Raw genomic sequence first — 15,765 nt, forward strand, 5'->3', positions numbered from 1 at the left:
CGGACGCCGGTCCGTCGGACGATCTGAAGGGGGAAAGGTCCAGTGCCGGCACCACCGTCCCAGCCACGGCGGACCACGGCGATCATTCTGTTGGACGGGATCGTCGCCACAGCCCGGGCCGCGCGGCGCACCCTCGCGCGCCGGGGGAAGGGGTCGCGGCTCGCCCAGGTGGCCGGCGCCGCCGCACTGGGGGTGCTGCTGGCGACGGCGTACTCGGCCGTCACGGTGCTGCGTACGCCGGCTCGGCTGACCCCGGTGGCCGTCGAGCCGCCACCGGACCTGGTGGGGCCCGAGGCGCCGGCCACCGGGACGCCGGGCCGGCAACCCGAATCGGCCAGCGCCACCCCCCGGGCGTCCACGCACTCCGCGACCACCGCACCGACCGCCGCGCCGCCGGCCACCCCGCCGCCGGCCGGCGCACCGTCGGCGCCCACGACGCCGCCACCCGCACCGGCCGCGCTGCGCGCCGATTTCGCCGTCGAGGACAACGCCCTGCTCAGCTACGGCGCCGCGGTGACGATCACCAACCCGGGTACGGCCGGGGCGACGGACTGGCGACTCGTCATCGTGCTGCCCCGGGAGTCGCTCGAGGTCGGCTCCGTCACCGGGGCCCGGGCCAGCCGGGACGGCGCGACGTGGACGTTCACCCCGGACGGGAGCACCGCGACGGTGCCCGGCCGCGGCTCGGTCCGCGTGACGTTCCGGGTGAGCGGCGCGGCGATCAGCGCCACCCCCAGGGCGTGCACCATCGACGGTGCCGCCTGCACCGGTCTGCCGAGCTGACCGGCCGGCCCGGAGCCGGCGGGCGGGTCGGCCCCGCGGCGGGCGCCCGAGCGGCGGTCCCGGTCGGCGGGCGGCTCGGCGACGCGGTCAGGGCCGGTTGGCGGACGGCACGGCGCAGGCCGCCGTGCCGCCGGGCAACCGGTGGCGGTTGCGGGCCACCCAGCGGTACGCCGGCCAGGCGGCGGCCCGGACCGGGGGAAACCGCAGGCCGGCCCCGGCGATCCGCCACAGCGGGCCGCTCTCCCCGAGCAGCCGGGCGATGGCGTCCGGCCCTGCGGCGCGTACGCCGTCGGCGCCGACCCACTGGACCGCCTCCTCGCACTCCGCCTCGGTCAGCCCGAGCGCGGCGAGGTCGGCGAACTGCCACGGCAGCACCCGCGCGCGGGTCGGGATCCGGCGCTCGATGAACTCCGCGCAGCGGGTGCAGAACGCGCAGTCGCCGTCGTAGACGAAGGTCGACGTCTCCATGCCTCCATCCTGCACCCGCCGCCTCGGGTTCGGGCCCCGGTGTCCGGCGAGTCACTTGCGCTCTCCTCGTACACGTGTTCGAATAGTGGCTGTGCGCTGGGACAACCTTTCCGCTCCCCCGGACGAGGAGGTCCCTGGTCGGGCAGCGCCAGCGACTCCACCCCTGCCGCTGGCGCTGCCCGGCGCGGTTGCCCGCACCTTCGACACCCCCGGCTTCGCCGGGATGACCTTCTACGAGGTGCAGGCAAAGTCGATCATCAACCGGGTGCCCGGCGCGTCCCGCGTGCCGTTCGAGTGGACGATCAACCCGTACCGGGGATGCAGTCATGCGTGTGTCTACTGCATGGCTGGCGACACCCCGATCCTGATGGCGGACGGCCGCACGAGGCCGATCAGCGAACTGGAGCCGGGCGACCGGATCTACGGCACCGAGCGGCGGGGCGCCTACCGGCGATACGTGGTCACCACCGTCCTTGACAAGTGGTCGACGGTGAAGCGGGCCTACCGGGTCACGCTGGAGGACGGCACCACGCTGGTCGCCAGCGGGGACCATCGCTTCCTGTCCGACCGGGGCTGGAAGTACGTGACGGGCGCGATGAACGGTGTTGGGCAACGTCCCTACCTGACCACCAACAACCGCCTGATCGGCACCGGCCGCTTCGCGACCCCGCCGAAGCTCTCGGCCGACTACCGCCGGGGCTACCTCTGCGGAACGGTGCGGGGTGACGCCCACCTCGGTGCCCACTCGTACGCCTATGGGACGGTGCACCAATTCCGGTTGGCCCTCGTCGACGGCGAGGCGCTGGACCGCACGCAGCGATTCCTGACCGACGCGGGCGTCGAGACCAGTCGCTTCTCCTTCGCCCCTGCCAGTGCAACCCGGCGGGCGATAACCGCCATCCGGACGTCGAAGCGGCGCGACGTCGAGGCCATCACGGAGCTGATCCGGTGGCCGGACGCTCCCGGTGACGACTGGCGGCTGGGCTTTCTCGCCGGCATCTTCGACGCCGAGGGCAGTTGCAGCAGGGGCATCTTCCGGATCAGCAACGGCGACGACCGGATCCTCGAGGAGACCCGGGCCGCCATGAACCACTTCGGGTTCACCTGGGTGCTCGAGGATCCGGGCCTGCCGAACCGAGTGCGACAGATCCGACTGACCGGCGGTCTCACCGCCCGGCTGCGCTTCTTCCACCTGACCGACCCGGCCATCACCCGCAAGCGTTCCATCGAGGGAGCGGCGCTCAAGTGCCAGGCGGCGCTGCGGGTGGTGAGCATCGAGGACCTCGGGCTGGAGCTGCCGCTGTGGGACATCACCACGGGCACCGGCGACTTCATTGCCAACGGCGTGGTCAGCCACAACTGCTTCGCCCGTAACACCCACACCTACCTCGACCTCGACGCCGGGGCGGACTTCGACCGGAAGGTGATCGTCAAGGTCAACGCCGGCGAGCTGGTCCGGCGCGAGCTGGCCGCCCCGCGCTGGCGCGGCGCGCACGTCGCGATGGGCACCAACGTGGACTGCTACCAGCGGGCCGAGGGGCGCTATCGACTGATGCCGCCGATCATCGAGGCGCTGCGCGACTTCGCGAACCCGTTCTCCATCCTGACCAAGGGCACCCTGATCCTGCGGGACCTGCCGCTGCTCCGCCAGGCCGCCGAGGTCACCCGGGTCGGGCTCTCCTACTCGGTGGGCTTCGTCGACGAGGCGCTGTGGCGCGCGGTCGAGCCGGGCACGCCCAGCCCCCGCCGGCGCCTGGACGCCGTCCGGCAGCTCACCGACGCCGGGTTCGAGGTGGGGGTGCTGATGGCGCCGATCCTGCCGGGGCTCAGCGACGACGACGAGTCGATCGAGGCGACCGTGTCGGCGATCGCCGCGGCCGGAGCGACCAGCGTGACGCCGCTCGCCCTGCACCTGCGCCCCGGTGCCCGGGAGTGGTACGCACACTGGCTGGCCCGGGAGTTCCCCCATCTGGTCCCCCGCTACCGCCAGCTTTACCGGGCAGGCGCGTACGCGCCGCAGGCGTATCAGCGGGAGCTGACCGCGCGGGTCCGGATCGCGTCCCGCCGGCACGGACTGCACCGGGGCGAGCGAGGCGACAACCGCCGGTCGCCCGAGCCACCACCGCCCCAGGCGGAGCAGTTGACGCTGCTCTAGGTGTATCCGGCCACGGCGTCGGTCGAATCGCAGCGACATGACCGGGATTCACGGACCCGGCTTGACCCTCACGTCGCGTGAGGCCGGAGGGTGGGGTGCGTGAGTGACTACTACAACGCGTTTGAGATGAGTCCCGTGCCCCCTCCCGGCCCGGATGCGGTTCCGCCGGAGCCGTTCCGTGGCATCTACGGAATGCCCGCGTTCGTGACGATCCCCACGAGCGACTTGGCGGCGTCGGTGGACTTCTGGATTCGTGGGCTCGGGTTCTTCGAGCTGTTCAGCATCCCCGGCAAGCTTGTGCATCTGCGCCGGTGGGCGTTCCAGGACGTACTCCTCGTCCCCGCGGCGAGCGTTCCGGCGCAGGCACCAGCGATGAGCTTCAGTTTCGCGTGCGTGCTCAGCCAGGTCGATGCCCTTGTCGAGGCCTGTCGGGCGTTGCGCCCGAACTCGGTCGATGGCCCACGGGACACGCCCTGGAACACCCGCGATCTCGCGGTGATCACCCCCGAGAACGCACGGATCGTTTTCACTGCGGCGAAGCCCTTTGATCCGGCCAGTCAGGAGGCGCGAAACCTTGAAGCCGTCGGCATCACCCCACCGGGCGCCGGTCGCGGCGTCAATGAGGAGCATGCCTGATGCCACTGACGCCGATGGCCTGGCCGTCGGTCAGGTCTCGACGCGTCTGGGCGTGACAGTCCGCGCGCTGCACCACTGGGATTGCACCGGTCTGGCGCGACCGTCGCTGCGCACGGCTGCCGGATACCGGCTCTACACCGCCGGTGATCTGGAACGCCTACACCGCATCGTCGCCTACCGGGAGATCGGCCTCGGCCTGGACAGGATCCGGGCCATCTTGGACGACTCGACCGCAGACGTGCCCGGCGCGTTGCGCGCGCAGCGCACCCAGGTTGCCCAACGGATCGACCACCTCCAGCAGCTCAGCGCCGACCTGGATCGGATGATCGCCGCCCACGAGCGCGGCCTGCTGCTGACCGTCGAGCAGCAGGCCGCGATCTTCGGCCCCGAGTGGAACCCGGACTGGCCCGCCCAAGCCCGTCAGCGCTACGGAGACACGACGCAATGGCAGCAGTACGCCGAACGCTCAGCCTCTCGCGGTCCGGAGGAATGGCAGGCCATCGCCGACACCATTGCTGACCTCGACCGCGCCCTCGGGGACGCGATGGACGCCGGCGTCACCCCTGGCGGCCCAGAAGCGAATCAACTCGTCGAACGGCACCGCGAAGTTTTTGCTTCGTACTTTCCCCTCACCAGGCAGATGCAGGTCTGTCTCGGCCGCATGTATGAGGCCGATCCAGCATTTGCTGCCCACTACGACGGCATCCGCGCCGGCCTTGCCACGTGGTTCCGTCAATGCGTCGACGCCAGCGCACGCGCCCACAACATCGATCCCGACACCGCCACCTGGCAGTAGCGCGCGGGTCCGGGACACGGCCGGGCGATGGAATCGACCGCAGAACGCACGCGGGCAACGGTCGCCTGCGACTCCATCAAGGCGGCGACTGCGGAACGACAGGGGGCTAGCTGCTGGCGTGTCATGCATCGTTGGCGATCCCTGAGCGACTATGATGCTCACGTGAACTTGAAGGAATGGGCGGCGTCGCAGGGCATTGCGTACATCACCGCGCGGCGGCAGTACGCGGCCGGGACGCTGCCCGTTCCCACGTATCGGCTGGGCCGGTTGATCATGGTGGGTGAGCCGTTGCCTGCTGTGCGGGCGGGTGTGGGGCAGGTGGTGGTGTACGCCCGGGTGCCGTCGGTCGATCAGCGGCCCGACTTGGACCGGCAGGTCGCGCGGGTGACGGTGTGGGCGACCGGGCAGCGGTTGGCGGTGTCGCGGGTGGTGACCGAGGTGGGGTCCGCTGTGGACGGGCATCACAAGAAGTTCGTCGCACTGTTGCGTGACCCGTCGGTGGCGACGATTGTGGTGGAGCATCGGGGCAGGTTCGCCCGCTTCGGCGGCGAGTGCGTCGAGGCGGCCTTGGCTGCTTCGGGTCGTCGGTTGCTGGTGGTGGACCCGGCGGAGGTGGACGAGGACCTGGTGGGCGATGTCACTGAGGTCCTGACCGGTTTGTGTGCCCGCCTGTACGGGCGTCGGGGTGCTGCCGACCGGGCTCGGCGGGCCGTCGCGGCGGCAACGGGCGGGGGTGGCACCGGATGAAGGTGTTACAGGCGTACCGGTTCGCGCTGGATCTGACCCCGGGGCAGGAGCGGGCGGTGCTGGCGAACGCGGGCGCGGCCCGGGTGGCCTATAACTGGGCCCTGGCTCGGGTGAAGGCGGTCATGGACCAGCGCGCTGCGGAGCGCTCCTACGGTGTGCCTGAGGAGTTGCTGACCCCGACGGTCGGCTGGAGTCTGGCCAAGTTGCGGAAGGCGTGGAACCAGGCGAAGCCGGACGTGGCGCCGTGGTGGCCGGAGTGTTCCAAGGAGGCGTTCAATACCGGCCTGGATGCCCTGGCCCGCGGTTTGAAGAACTGGTCGGACTCCCGCGCCGGGAAACGCGCCGGGCCGCGGGTGGGGTTTCCCCGGTTCAAGTCCCGTCGCCGTAGCACCCCGTCCGTGCGGTTCACGACCGGTGCGATCCGGGTGGAGGCGGATCGCAAGCATGTGGTGTTGCCCCGGTTGGGCCGGTTGAAGTTGCACGAGTCTGCCCGTAAGCTCGCCCGCCGTTTGGAGGCGGGCACGGCCCGGATCCTGTCTGCGACGGTGCGTCGTGACGGCGGCAGGTGGCATGTCGCGTTCACCGTTGAGGTCCAGCGGGCCGAGCGCACCCCGACGCGCCTGCAGGCGGTGGTCGGGGTGGACGTCGGGATCACGCACCTGGCGGTGCTGTCGACCGGCAAGATGGTCCCCAACCCGCGTCACCTGGATGATGCGGCCCGCCGGATGCGGCGTCTGGCCCGGCAGATGTCCCGCCGCGTGGGCCCGGATCGGCGTACCGGACAGCAGCCGTCACAGCGGTGGGAACGGGCCCGCAGGCAGGCGGCCCGGGCGCATGCGCGGGTGGCGAACCTGCGCCGCGACGGCCTGCACAAGCTCACCACCCGCCTGGCGCGCAAGTACGGCACGATCGTGGTCGAGGACCTGAACGTGGCCGGCATGCTGCGCAACCGGCGGCTGGCCCGGCGTGTCGCCGACGCGGGGTTCGGTGAAATCCGCCGGCAGGTGACGTACAAGATCGAATGGAACGGCGGCCACCTGGTGGTGGCCGACCGGTGGTACCCCTCCAGCAAAACCTGCTCGGCATGTGGCACGGTGAAAGCCAAGCTGACCCTGTCCGCGCGTACCTACAAGTGCACGACCTGCGGCCTGGTCCTCGACCGGGACCTCAACGCCGCACGTAACCTCGCCGCGATCGCGCGTGAGGCCACAACCGCCGGGAGTGGCCCGGTGGCAGGACGTGGAGCCGACCGTAAGACCCGCCCCGGCGGGCCGGTGGCCGTGAAACGTCAACCCGGCATCACCCATGTGGTGGGTAAGACCGGGACCGTCCCACCGTCGGGCGGGACTGCCGACCGTGTGCTCGCTAGAGCGCACTGAGAGGTAACGGTTAGGCTCGCGTGGTGCGCTCAGCCCAGCAGATCCTCGCCGACTCCGCCGTGATCGCCGTCGTGGGCGCCTCCCGCGACCCGCACAAGGCCGCACGCCAGGTACCGGCCGAGATGCAGCAGTACGGCTGGCGGATCATCCCGGTGAACCCGACGGTGGACGAACTCTTCGGCGAGAAGGCGTACCCGTCGCTGGCCGACATCCCGCACCCGGTCGACCTGGTCGACGTGTTCCGTCCCGCGGCGGACGCGGTCGAGGTGGTCCGGCAGGCGGTGGCGGTCGGCGCGCCGGCGGTCTGGTTGCAGCTCGGGATCGTATCGGCGGAGGCGCGGCGGATCGCCGAGGAGGCCGGCATCGACTACGTCGAGGACCGCTGCCTCATCGTGGAGCGGGCCGCGGCGGGGCTGACCCGGCTCGGCTGACCAGCCAGGTCAGGGCGCCGGCGAGCGCCGGGGCGGCACCGCACGGCCGCGCTGTGCCGCAGGCTCGGGTCCGAGCAGCAGGTCCAACTGGGCGTCCAGCGCGGCGAGTGCCGTCTCCGGCGGGTAGTGCCCGCCGAGCAGGTAGACGCCCAGCCCTTCCATGACGGCGAGCAGCGCCACCGCGGCCCGGTCCGGGTCGACGTGCGTCGCGCCGGCGGCCTGCGCGGTGCGGATCTGCCCGGCGATGAAGGCCAGCAGCTCGGCCGAATCCTGATGCAGCCCGGCGGCGACGGCGGGGCGTACCGCGGTGTAGGCCAGGAACGCCAGCGCCACCCGGCCGTCCGCCCGGCGCGCCTCGTCGAGCGGCAGCAGCTCGGTCAGCATGGTCCGGAGCAGCGTACGCGGGGACGGCTCGTCCCCCAGGGCGGCGACGGCTCGGGTCACCCGGGCTTCGCTGCGGTCACGCACCACCGACAGGGCGAAGGTCATCATCTCGTCCTTGGTGCGGAAGTAGTGCTGCACCATCCCGGAGGAGACGCCGGCCTCGGCCGCCACGTGACGCAGGCTGACCGCCTCCAGCCCGCGTTCCGCAGCCACCCGCATCAGCGCGTCGGCGATCAGCTTCCGCCGCTCCCCGTGATCAACCCGCTTCGGCATCCCCCCATGCTTTCACAGTGCGACTGCATTGACACGCCCCCGGTCAACCAATTACGTTGCAACTGCAACGCAAAAGACGTGAAGGGCGGGTGAGCCGTGCGGAAGCAGAGTCCTCCGGTCGCGTTAGTGCGTCGCGTGTTCGCGTACGAGGTGGGGATGTGGCTCAGCCTCGCCCGCTGGCTGCTCCGGCGGCCCCCCGCGCTGGGGGCCGGGGCGGTGGCATTCAGCTACATCGGCGTAGTGCAGCCGATCCTCGTCGCCTTCATCGCGCTCTCCGCGATCGAGATCCCGATCTTCGACCTGATCCTCCGGCACACCGTTCCGTGGCCGCCGGTCCGGCACACCGCGCTCGTGCTCGGCATCTGGGGACTGCTCTGGATGTTCGGTCTCTTCGCCAGCCTGCGAATCCACCCCCACGTCGCCGGCCCGGCGGGGCTGCGGCTCCGCAACGGCATCTCGGTCGACTTCGTGGTGCCCTGGTCGGCCGTGGCCCGGGTCGAACACCGCTACCGGTCGCTGCCGTCCAGCCGCGCCGTCCAACTCGAGCAATTCGATGAGGGGACGATCCTGAACATCGGCGTCGGCAGCCAGACCAGCGTCGATGTCATGCTGCGCGAGCCGCTCTCAGTCCGGCTGCCGAAGGGCCCGAGCGGGCCGGTGCACGAGATCCGCCTCTACGCCGACGACCCGGCCGCCCTGGTCGCCCGGGCCCGCGAGCACCTGGCGGTACGGCTGCCCGGCTCCAACGGCTGACCCCACCCACCACCGCTGTCCCCGCACAGCGACCGCCTGCGTCCCGGTTGGTCGCGGCGCACGGGCGGGTGATGCTCAGGGTGGCGGACGGTCCGTACCCTGCGTTGATGCCCCTCCCCCTGCGGGGCCGGCTGCCCTCGCCCGGCGACGGCCTCTGGACACGCCGGCTGCTCGCCCTCGGCGCCGCTGCGGCGGTGGCGGTGCCGGTCGCGGCCGGGCTGCTCCGGGTGCCGCCCCGCGACGAGTTCGACCTCAGCTGTTTCCTCTGGCTGTTCCTAGGCGGGCGGTGGCTGACGCAGCGGTGGTGGCCCCGGCGCGACGGCCGCCTGATGTGGCGATCACGGGTAGCGGGCCGGCACTCGGTGGAGCCCGGCCTGGTGGCGCGGCGGTCCCTCGCCGGCTGGGTCGACCTGGTGGCCGAGACGATCGTGACGGCGACGATCGGGATGTGGCTGGTCGGCACGCTCCCCGAGGAGTCGTGGTGGGGCGTGCCCCTGCGGCCGCTGCTCGCGGCCGGCGTCGCCGCCTGGATCGGGCGGATGGTCCACGAGGAGGTCCGGTTCACCGGGCGGCTGGCGCTCACCGCGAGCGGCATCCGGCACGGCCGCCGGACGTACGGATGGACGAACATCGACCGGGTCATCCCGCACAAGCAGGACGGCAGGGTGGACGGGGTGCGGCTGCGACCGGCGAAGTGGATCTCGCTGGAGCCGGCGCCGGTGGTGGGTGGCCGGGACACGGCGGTGCCCGAGGAGCGGCTGGTCGCCGCGATCGAGCACTTCCGGACCCGGCCGGAGATGTTGGCGGTGGGGTTGCCGGTCACCGCACCGGAGCCGGCCGTGGAGCCGGCCGGCGGGTGACCGGGGCGCCGGTCAGAGCTTGTACTCCTTGAGCAGGCCCCGGGAGATGATGGTCTTCTGGATCTCCGAGGTGCCCTCGCCGATGAGCAGGAACGGGGCCTCCCGCATCAGCCGCTCGATCTCGTACTCCTTGGAGTAGCCGTAGCCGCCGTGGATGCGGAACGCCTCCTGGACGACCTCGGCGCAGTATTCCGAGGCGAGCAGCTTGGCCATGCCGGCCTCGACGTCGTTGCGCTGGCCGGCGTCCTTGAGCCGGGCGGCGTTGACCATGAGGGCGTGCGCCGCCTCGATCTTCGTACCCATCTCGGCGAGCTTGAAGGCGATGGCCTGGTGCCGGGCCAGCGGCTGGCCGAAGGTGCGGCGCTGCTGGGCGTACGCGACGGCCAACTCGAAGGCGCGGATGGAGATGCCGCAGGCGCGGGCGGCCACGTTGACCCGGCCCACCTCGATGCCGTCCATCATCTGGTAGAAGCCCCGGCCGACCTTCGCCTCGCCGCCGAGCACGGCGGAGGCGGGGACGGTGACCCCGTCGAGCACCATCTCGGTGGTCTCGACGCCCTTGTAGCCCATCTTGTCGATCTTGCCGGGAATGGTCAGGCCCGGCGCCGTCTCGCCGAATCCGGGCTCCTTCTCCAGCAGGAAGGTGCTCATGTTGCCGTACACCGAGTCGGCCCCGGTGTCGGTCTTGACCAGGGTGGCCACCACCGACGAGTACGCCCCGTTGGTCAGCCACATCTTCTGGCCGTTGAGGACGAAGGTGTCGCCCTCACGGACGGCCTTCGACTTGATCGCCGAGACGTCCGAGCCGCACTCCGGCTCGGACATGGAGAAGGCGCCGCGCACCTCGCCGGTGGCCATCCGGGGCAGCAGCCGGGCCTGCTGCTCCGCCGAGCCGTGCTGCGAGATCAGGTACGCCACGATGAAGTGGGTGTTGACGATGCCGGAGATCGACATCCAGCCCCGGGACAGCTCCTCGACCACCAGGGCATAGGTCAGCAGGGACTCACCCAGGCCGCCGTACTCCTCGGCGATGGTGAGGCCGAAGAGGCCCATCTCGCGCATCCCGTCGAGGATGTCGGTGGGGTACTCGTCGGCGTGCTCCAGCCGCTGGGCGTGCGGGATGATCTCCTTGTCGGCGAACTCCCGGACGGTCTCCAGGATCGACCGCTGCACGTCGGTCAGGCCGGGCGTCTGGGCGAGTCGGGCCATCTCAGCCTCCGGGGATCGGCGCATTACTCGTGGGTAACTGAACGCTCGGTCAGTATCGGTCCCGCGACCGGCGGAGCCAAGGTGACCAGTCCACACAACCGCTGTGAAAAGGTTCACCGCTGCGGGTAGCGTCCGCAAGAGAGAGGGTCGTCGACCTGCGACGGAGGGGGCGAGCGGGCGTGAGCCAACCACCCGGTGAGCCGGACCAGCCACCGTCGCCGTACGAGCCGCCGGCCTACGGCCAGCCGTACGGGCACCCGCAGCAGCCACCGTGGGGCCAGCAGCCGCCGTACGCCCCGCAGCCCCCGTACGGCCAGTACGGGCCGCCCGGGCAGGGGCCCCGACCGCGCGGCGGCGGGCCCAACGTGCTCGCCGTCCTGTCGCTGGTCTTCGCCTTCGTCTTCGCACCGGCCGGGATCGTCCTCGGTCACCTCGCCAAGCGGCAGATCCGGCAGACCGGTGAGGAGGGCGACCAGCTCGCCACCTGGGGGCTGATCCTCAGCTACATCTTCACCGCGCTCGGGCTGCTCGTCTGCTGCGGCTGGATCGGCCTGGCCATCTGGGCCAACTCCGACAACGGCAGCTACCGCTGACGGTCAGCGGAACTGCGCCTCCCGGACACTGTTGCCGCCGTCGACCACCAGCATCTGCCCGGTGATGTACGAGGCGGCCGGCGAGCAGAGGAAGGCGATCGCGGCGGCCACCTCGTCCGGCGTGCCGGGGCGCCCGACCGGGGTGCCCAGCCCCTGCTTGATCTCGGCCATGGTGGACGCCGCGGTGTGGATGATGCCGGGCGCGACCGCGTTCACCGTCACCCCGTCGGCGATCATCTCCATCGCCAGCGCCCTGGTCAGCCCCACCACGCCCGCCTTCGCCGCCGCGTATCCGGCCTCGGTGGGCAGCGCGTTGACCGGGCCTGCGGTGGCGGCGAGGTTGACGATCCGCCCCCAGCCGCGCTCGGCCATCCCGCCGATGAACGCGCGGCTGCACAGGAACGCGGTGCTCAGGTTGCGGTCGATCTCGCCGCGCCACTCGTCGTAGCTGAGCTGGGCCACCGGCCGCAGCACCTCCGGGCTGGCCCGGCTGGCGAGGCCCGCGTTGTTGACCAGCACCTCGACGTCGCCGAGCTGCTCGGCGACCGCGTCGGCCAGCGCGCCCACCTCGGACTCGTCCGTGAGGTCGGCGACGAACCCGGTCACGCCCAACTCGCCGGCGCGCTCGTGGATCCGCCGGGTGGTGGAGACGATCGCCACCCGGGCGCCGAGGTCGGCGAGGCGGCGCGCGGTCGCGTACCCGATGCCGTCCGGGCTGCCGGCCCCGGTGACCAGGGCGACCCGGCCGTCCAGGCGCATGGTGGCCGGCTCGGCGAGCGGCGCCGGCTGGTCCTGGTCGGCGGACCCGGCCGGGCCACCGCCGCGGTTGCGCCGCACCAGCCCTGGCCGGCTCACGTCCCGTCGCGACCGACCGCCGCGCGCGTCAAGTGCCATGCCGAGATCCTGCCCGCTGTGGACGTTGCGGGCAACGCTGGCACCCGGAAAGGGGGTCCTCGGCGCGGCGGCCCGCTGACTACCCTGACGACACCACGTCTACGGAGTTGATTCTGATGAGCTATCCCCCACCGTCCGGTGGCTGGCACGACCCGTCGGCGGCGGGTCAGCAGTCGAGCCCTCCGGCCGACCCGACGCTGCCGATGGGCAACCCGATCCCGAGCCAGCCGACCCCGGCCGACCCGTACGCGGCGCCCGGCTACCCGCCCGCGGGAGGCGACCCGTACGCCGCGCCCGGCTACCCGCCCGCCGGGGGCGCCCCGTACGCCGCGCCCGGCTACCCGCCCGCGGGAGGCGACCCGTACGCGGCGGCCGGCTACCCGCCGCCGGCCCACCCCGCGTACGGCCAACCCTCGAGCAAGACCAACACCCTGGCCATCGTGGCGCTGGTGCTCTCGCTGGTGGGCTTCACCTCCTGCATCACCGCCCCGATCGGCGCGATCATGGGACACGTGGCCCGCAAGCAGATCCGGGAGACCGGTGAGCAGGGCGAGGGCATGGCGAAGGCCGCCATCATCATCGGCTGGATCCTCACCGTGCTGATGGTGCTGCTGATCGCGGTCTATGTCGTGATCATCATCATCGCCATCGGCTCGGACACCGGCGGCAGCACGCCCACCTTCTGACCCGCGGTGCCGCCCCGGCTCCCGGGGCGGCACCGGCGGCCGGCGGTCAGTCCGTGGGCGGGGTGAAGGACGAGGTGCGCGTCATCCCGGCCGCGCGGCCCTTGGCGGCGACCACCAGCGCCATCTTCCGGGACGCCTCGTCGATCATTTCGTCGCCGAGCATCACCGCGCCGAGCTTGCCGCCCGCCTCCGACGTGTACCAGTCGTACGCGTCGAGGATCATTTCGGCGTGGTCGTAGTCGGCCTGGGCCGGCGAGTAGACCTCGTTGGCCGCGTCGATCTGGCCCGGATGCAGCACCCACTTGCCGTCGAAGCCCAGCGCTGCCGAGCGCCTGGCCACCTCGCGGAACGCGTCCACGTCCCGGATCTGCAGGAACGGGCCGTCGATCGCCTGCTTGTCGTGCATCCTTGCGGCCATCAGGATCCGCATCAGGATGTAGTGGTAGGGGTCGCCGGGGTAGTCCGGGATCAGCGCGCCGACCACCAGCGACTTCATGTTGATCGAGGCCATGAAGTCGGCCGGGCCGAAGATGATGGTCTCGACCCGGGGCGAGGCGGCCGCGATGGCGTCCACGTTGACCAGGCCGGCGGCGTTCTCGATCTGCGCCTCGATGCCGATCCGGCCGACCTCCAGGCCGAGGGTCTTCTCGATCTGGGTGAGCGTCAGGTCCAGCCACTGCACCTGGGCGGCGTCCTGCACCTTCGGCAACATGATGCAGTCCAGGTTGGCGCCGGCGCCCTCGACGACCTCGATGACGTCCCGGTAGGTCCACGGCGTGGTCAGGTCGTTCACCCGGACCACCCGGGTCTTGCCCGCCCAGTCGCCCTCGTTCAGCGCGGCGACGATGTTCTTCCGGGCGTCCGGCTTGGCCAGCGGAGCGACCGCGTCCTCCAGGTCGAGGAAGACCTGGTCCGCCGGGAGGCCCTGGGCCTTGCCGAGCATCTTGACGCTGGAACCCGGCACGGCGAGGCAGGACCGGCGAGGGCGACCGACAGCGGCCATGGATGGGCTCCTTCCAGCGTCTGCGGGCACGCCGACGCGACCAGACGGAAATCCGCGAACTTAACGATCCCAAAGGGCGTGGTGACGCCACGGTAACCTCGTGCCGTGACCGGGGTGAATGAACCTGTGGAAGATCTCACTGAGCGTCGGACCGTGGTGGTGACGGGCGCCAGCTCGGGCATCGGACTGGCCGCGGCGGTGGACCTGGCCCGTCGCGGTGACCAGGTCGTGCTGGTCGGCCGGGACCCGGCCCGGCTCCGGGCCGCCGGCGACCGGGTACGCGAGTGCTGCGGCGAACCGCCCGAGCTGTTCCGCGCCGACTTCGCCGTGCTGGACGACGTACGCCGGCTCGCGGACAAGCTGCGTGCGGCGTACGACCGGATCGACGTGCTCGCCAACAACGCCGGCGCGATCGTGCTCCAGCCGGTCACCACCGTCGACGGCTTCGAACTGACCGTGCAGGCCAACCACCTCGCCCCGTTCCTGCTCAGCAACCTGCTGCGGGATCGGATCGGGCGGATGGTGGTGACCGCCTCCGGCGCCCACCGCAGCGGCGTGCTCGACCCGGACGACCTGAACGTGGCGCTGCGCCGCTACCGGCCGATGCGCGCGTACGGCACCAGCAAGCAGGCGAACATCCTCTTCGCCGCCGAGGCGGCCCGGCGCTGGCCGGACGTGCCGGCGTACTCGTTCCACCCGGGCGTGGTGCGCACCCGGTTCGGCAACGAGAGCCCGCTGGTCGCCCTCGGCATGCGGCTGCTGCCGTTCCGCAGCCCCGAGCGGGGCGCGGAGACCCTGGTCTGGCTGGCCAATCAGGACCCGTCCCGGCTGGTCGACGGCGGCTACTACCACGACCGGCGGCCCCGTCGGCCGCTGCCGAAGGCGGCCGACCCGGCGCTCGCCGGCCGGCTCTGGACCGCCAGCGCACAGGCCGTCGGCCTCGACGGCTGAGGCGTTTTCCGCTGTCGCGCCGGCCCGGTCCGCGGGGATACTGCGCCGCATGACCGAGGACGAGGCAACCCTGCATGTCGGTGGCACGGACGACGATCTGGCCGCCCGGGTCGAACGGGAGCTCACCGCGTACAACAACGCGGCCACCGGCGCTGACGACGAGGCCGACATCTCGATCCGGGTCACCGGCGCGGGCGGCGAGTTGATCGGCGGGCTGACCGGCTGGACCTGGGGCGGCCGGGCCGGGATCAACACCGTGTGGGTACGCGCCGACCAGCGGCACCGCGGCTGGGGCGGACGAATGCTGCGGGCCGCCGAGGCGGAGGCCCGCCGGCGGGGCTGCACCGATATCTCGGTGGCGTCGTTCTCGTTCCAGGCGCCGGCGTTCTACCGAAGGCACGGCTACACCGACACCGGGATCCGGGACGGCATCCCGGGCGGACACGTCGACCATCAGTTCTGGAAACCGCTGGTCGACGACCCGGCGGGCGTGCTCCGGGTGGTCGCCCTGGTCGACCTGGGCACCGACGCCGAGGCCGGCCGGCGGTACGAGGACGCGGTGCTCGCCCTGCTCGGGCGGCACGGCGGACGGCTGGAACGGCGGCTGCGGACCGGGGACGGGCGGACCGAGGTGCACGTGATCCGGTTCGCCGCCCGGGCCGGCTACGACGGGTTCCTGGCCGACCCGGAACGGGCCGCGCTCCGCGCCGACCTGGGCGACGCCGCCCCCACCAGTCAGGTGCTGGAGGTCCAGGACGTGTGAG

The 15,765-nt window shown here is 71.9% G+C and carries 18 protein-coding genes; 13 read left to right on the forward strand and 5 right to left on the reverse strand.

The window, feature by feature from the left end:
* The first annotated feature begins 42 nt into the window (after positions 1–42).
* A complete protein-coding gene (locus ACFYML_RS24875; RefSeq protein ID WP_387422913.1) occupies positions 43–783 on the forward strand; it encodes a cellulose binding domain-containing protein in 741 nt (246 codons plus the stop codon).
* Between the two features lie 87 nt (positions 784–870).
* On the opposite strand, the gene ACFYML_RS24880 is transcribed toward ACFYML_RS24875, so the two are convergent.
* On the reverse strand, positions 871–1,251 hold the full coding sequence (locus ACFYML_RS24880) for a thiol-disulfide oxidoreductase DCC family protein (protein WP_073840033.1): 381 nt from the start codon (positions 1,249–1,251) through the stop codon (positions 871–873).
* Here ACFYML_RS24880 and ACFYML_RS24885 point away from each other — a divergent pair.
* The 6 genes from ACFYML_RS24885 (at position 1,250) to ACFYML_RS24910 (ending at position 7,395) form a co-directional block, all read left to right on the forward strand.
* Positions 1,250–3,406 carry an intein-containing Rv2578c family radical SAM protein gene (locus ACFYML_RS24885; protein WP_387422914.1) on the forward strand — a complete coding sequence of 719 codons (2,157 nt, stop codon included), beginning with the start codon at positions 1,250–1,252 and terminating at the stop codon, positions 3,404–3,406. The two genes, ACFYML_RS24880 and ACFYML_RS24885, sit on opposite strands and share 2 nt — an antisense overlap.
* A 99-nt stretch (positions 3,407–3,505) precedes the next feature.
* Positions 3,506–4,042 carry a VOC family protein gene (locus tag ACFYML_RS24890; protein WP_387422915.1) on the forward strand — a complete coding sequence of 179 codons (537 nt, stop codon included), beginning with the start codon at positions 3,506–3,508 and terminating at the stop codon, positions 4,040–4,042.
* Positions 4,035–4,838, forward strand: a complete 804-nt coding sequence (locus tag ACFYML_RS24895; protein WP_387422916.1) for a MerR family transcriptional regulator — start codon at positions 4,035–4,037, stop codon at positions 4,836–4,838. The genes ACFYML_RS24890 and ACFYML_RS24895 overlap by 8 nt, the downstream gene beginning before the upstream one ends.
* 162 nt (positions 4,839–5,000) lie before the next feature.
* Positions 5,001–5,585, forward strand: coding sequence for an IS607 family transposase (locus ACFYML_RS24900; protein ID WP_387422967.1), 585 nt, complete (start codon positions 5,001–5,003; stop codon positions 5,583–5,585).
* Complete coding sequence (tnpB, locus tag ACFYML_RS24905; protein WP_387422917.1) at positions 5,582–6,964, forward strand: IS607 family element RNA-guided endonuclease TnpB; 1,383 nt, start codon at positions 5,582–5,584, stop codon at positions 6,962–6,964. The genes ACFYML_RS24900 and tnpB overlap by 4 nt, the downstream gene beginning before the upstream one ends.
* Positions 6,965–6,987: 23 nt before the next feature.
* Positions 6,988–7,395 (forward strand): CoA-binding protein, encoded by a 408-nt coding sequence (locus ACFYML_RS24910; RefSeq protein ID WP_387422918.1) that lies wholly within the window; start codon positions 6,988–6,990, stop codon positions 7,393–7,395.
* A 9-nt stretch (positions 7,396–7,404) separates the two neighbouring features.
* Here ACFYML_RS24910 and ACFYML_RS24915 read toward each other — a convergent pair whose 3' ends face one another.
* Positions 7,405–8,052 (reverse strand): TetR/AcrR family transcriptional regulator, encoded by a 648-nt coding sequence (locus ACFYML_RS24915; protein ID WP_387422919.1) that lies wholly within the window; start codon positions 8,050–8,052, stop codon positions 7,405–7,407.
* A gap of 126 nt (positions 8,053–8,178) precedes the next feature.
* On the opposite strand from ACFYML_RS24915, the gene ACFYML_RS24920 reads away from it, so the two are divergent.
* On the forward strand, positions 8,179–8,805 hold the full coding sequence (locus tag ACFYML_RS24920) for a hypothetical protein (protein ID WP_387422920.1): 627 nt from the start codon (positions 8,179–8,181) through the stop codon (positions 8,803–8,805).
* A 107-nt stretch (positions 8,806–8,912) separates the two neighbouring features.
* Positions 8,913–9,665: a hypothetical protein gene (locus ACFYML_RS24925; protein ID WP_387422921.1), complete on the forward strand. Its 753-nt coding sequence runs from the start codon at positions 8,913–8,915 to the stop codon at positions 9,663–9,665.
* Between the two features lie 12 nt (positions 9,666–9,677).
* On the opposite strand, the gene ACFYML_RS24930 is transcribed toward ACFYML_RS24925, so the two are convergent.
* Positions 9,678–10,874, reverse strand: coding sequence for an acyl-CoA dehydrogenase family protein (locus tag ACFYML_RS24930; protein ID WP_387422922.1), 1,197 nt, complete (start codon positions 10,872–10,874; stop codon positions 9,678–9,680).
* A gap of 179 nt (positions 10,875–11,053) precedes the next feature.
* Here ACFYML_RS24930 and ACFYML_RS24935 point away from each other — a divergent pair, with 179 nt between their 5' ends.
* Entirely contained in the window at positions 11,054–11,467 is a 414-nt protein-coding gene (locus tag ACFYML_RS24935; protein WP_387422923.1) for a DUF4190 domain-containing protein, read from the forward strand.
* A 3-nt stretch (positions 11,468–11,470) separates the two neighbouring features.
* On the opposite strand, the gene ACFYML_RS24940 is transcribed toward ACFYML_RS24935, so the two are convergent.
* Positions 11,471–12,361 carry an SDR family NAD(P)-dependent oxidoreductase gene (locus ACFYML_RS24940; protein WP_387422924.1) on the reverse strand — a complete coding sequence of 297 codons (891 nt, stop codon included), beginning with the start codon at positions 12,359–12,361 and terminating at the stop codon, positions 11,471–11,473.
* A gap of 116 nt (positions 12,362–12,477) precedes the next feature.
* On the opposite strand from ACFYML_RS24940, the gene ACFYML_RS24945 reads away from it, so the two are divergent.
* Complete coding sequence (locus ACFYML_RS24945) at positions 12,478–13,047, forward strand: DUF4190 domain-containing protein (RefSeq protein ID WP_387422925.1); 570 nt, start codon at positions 12,478–12,480, stop codon at positions 13,045–13,047.
* Positions 13,048–13,093: 46 nt separating this feature from the next.
* Here the strand turns inward: ACFYML_RS24945 and ACFYML_RS24950 are convergent, their stop codons facing one another.
* On the reverse strand, positions 13,094–14,050 hold the full coding sequence (locus ACFYML_RS24950; protein WP_387422926.1) for an HpcH/HpaI aldolase/citrate lyase family protein: 957 nt from the start codon (positions 14,048–14,050) through the stop codon (positions 13,094–13,096).
* A gap of 126 nt (positions 14,051–14,176) precedes the next feature.
* Between ACFYML_RS24950 and ACFYML_RS24955 the strand changes: the two genes are divergently transcribed.
* Positions 14,177–15,001, forward strand: coding sequence for an SDR family NAD(P)-dependent oxidoreductase (locus tag ACFYML_RS24955; RefSeq protein ID WP_387422968.1), 825 nt, complete (start codon positions 14,177–14,179; stop codon positions 14,999–15,001).
* Positions 15,002–15,050: 49 nt separating this feature from the next.
* Positions 15,051–15,764, forward strand: a complete 714-nt coding sequence (locus ACFYML_RS24960) for a GNAT family N-acetyltransferase (RefSeq protein WP_387422927.1) — start codon at positions 15,051–15,053, stop codon at positions 15,762–15,764.
* Position 15,765: the final 1 nt, after the last annotated feature.

The sequence above is a fragment of the Micromonospora sp. NPDC007230 genome (genome assembly GCF_042869115.1).
Lineage (GTDB): Bacteria > Actinomycetota > Actinomycetes > Mycobacteriales > Micromonosporaceae > Micromonospora.

What these genes read in the sequence shown, in the direction of transcription:
- tnpB (WP_387422917.1), top strand. Translation starts at nt 5,582, where the DNA reads ATGAAGGTGTTACAGGCGTACCGGTTCGCGCTGGATCTGACCCCGGGG.
- ACFYML_RS24945 (WP_387422925.1), top strand. Translation starts at nt 12,478, where the DNA reads ATGAGCTATCCCCCACCGTCCGGTGGCTGGCACGACCCGTCGGCGGCG.
- ACFYML_RS24930 (WP_387422922.1), bottom strand. Translation starts at nt 10,874, where the DNA reads ATGGCCCGACTCGCCCAGACGCCCGGCCTGACCGACGTGCAGCGGTCG.
- ACFYML_RS24960 (WP_387422927.1), top strand. Translation starts at nt 15,051, where the DNA reads ATGACCGAGGACGAGGCAACCCTGCATGTCGGTGGCACGGACGACGAT.
- ACFYML_RS24925 (WP_387422921.1), top strand. Translation starts at nt 8,913, where the DNA reads ATGCCCCTCCCCCTGCGGGGCCGGCTGCCCTCGCCCGGCGACGGCCTC.
- ACFYML_RS24880 (WP_073840033.1), bottom strand. Translation starts at nt 1,251, where the DNA reads ATGGAGACGTCGACCTTCGTCTACGACGGCGACTGCGCGTTCTGCACC.
- ACFYML_RS24940 (WP_387422924.1), bottom strand. Translation starts at nt 12,361, where the DNA reads ATGGCACTTGACGCGCGCGGCGGTCGGTCGCGACGGGACGTGAGCCGG.
- ACFYML_RS24950 (WP_387422926.1), bottom strand. Translation starts at nt 14,050, where the DNA reads ATGGCCGCTGTCGGTCGCCCTCGCCGGTCCTGCCTCGCCGTGCCGGGT.
- ACFYML_RS24885 (WP_387422914.1), top strand. Translation starts at nt 1,250, where the DNA reads ATGCCTCCATCCTGCACCCGCCGCCTCGGGTTCGGGCCCCGGTGTCCG.
- ACFYML_RS24915 (WP_387422919.1), bottom strand. Translation starts at nt 8,052, where the DNA reads ATGCCGAAGCGGGTTGATCACGGGGAGCGGCGGAAGCTGATCGCCGAC.
- ACFYML_RS24895 (WP_387422916.1), top strand. Translation starts at nt 4,035, where the DNA reads ATGCCTGATGCCACTGACGCCGATGGCCTGGCCGTCGGTCAGGTCTCG.